General features: G+C 44.9%; 1 pseudogene. It reads left to right on the top strand.

What is annotated here, in order from left to right:
- A pseudogene (locus CIK89_RS08225) lies at positions 1-617 on the top strand (IS1380-like element IS612 family transposase); the annotation flags it as partial.
- Positions 618-789: the final 172 nt, after the last annotated feature.

Here is a 789-nt window from a genome sequence, read left to right as displayed (position 1 = left end):
AAATCGTCAGTGAGATAGAGAAGCATTGCAAACATTTCTACATCCGTGCCAACCGATGCAGTTCGCTCTACAATGACATCTTTGCTCTGAGAGGATGGAAGACGGAGGAGATTAACGGCATCCAGTTCGAACTCAATTCCATTCTCGTTGAGAAATGGGAAGGCAAGTGCTATCGTCTTGTCATCCAGAGACAAAGACGCAACAGTGGCGACCTTGACCTGTGGGAAGGCGAATACACTTACCGTTGTATTCTGACCAACGATTACAAGTCATCGACAAGGGACATTGTTGAATTCTACAATCTGCGTGGCGGCAAGGAACGTATCTTTGACGACATGAACAACGGATTCGGTTGGAGCAGGCTCCCCAAGTCATTCATGGCGGAGAATACTGTCTTTCTTCTGCTTACTGCATTGATACACAATTTCTACAAGACCATCATGAGCAGGCTTGACACCAAGGCTTTTGGGCTCAAGAAAACGAGTCGCATAAAGGCTTTTGTCTTCAGATTCATCTCCGTACCTGCCAAGTGGATCATGACTGCAAGGCAATACGTGCTGAATATCTACACAGAGAACCGAGCTTATGCAAAACCCTTCAAAACAGAATTCGGATAAGAATCCTTTCTTTCCGGTTTGAATCTGCGTATTACCTCAAGTCGCATCGTGGGGTAAGGGGATGGTGGCTACATATTGATGTTGTGCTGTTGCTTTTTACTGAAAGCTGCTACTAACGACTCATAAATCTACCCTTAATCGTGTATTGGATGATAGTTGCGGATTTTAGGAT

This window comes from Prevotella sp. P4-119, assembly GCF_002251345.1.
Taxonomy (GTDB): Bacteria; Bacteroidota; Bacteroidia; order Bacteroidales; family Bacteroidaceae; genus Prevotella.
This window is presented reverse-complemented; position numbering and strand designations above follow the sequence as displayed.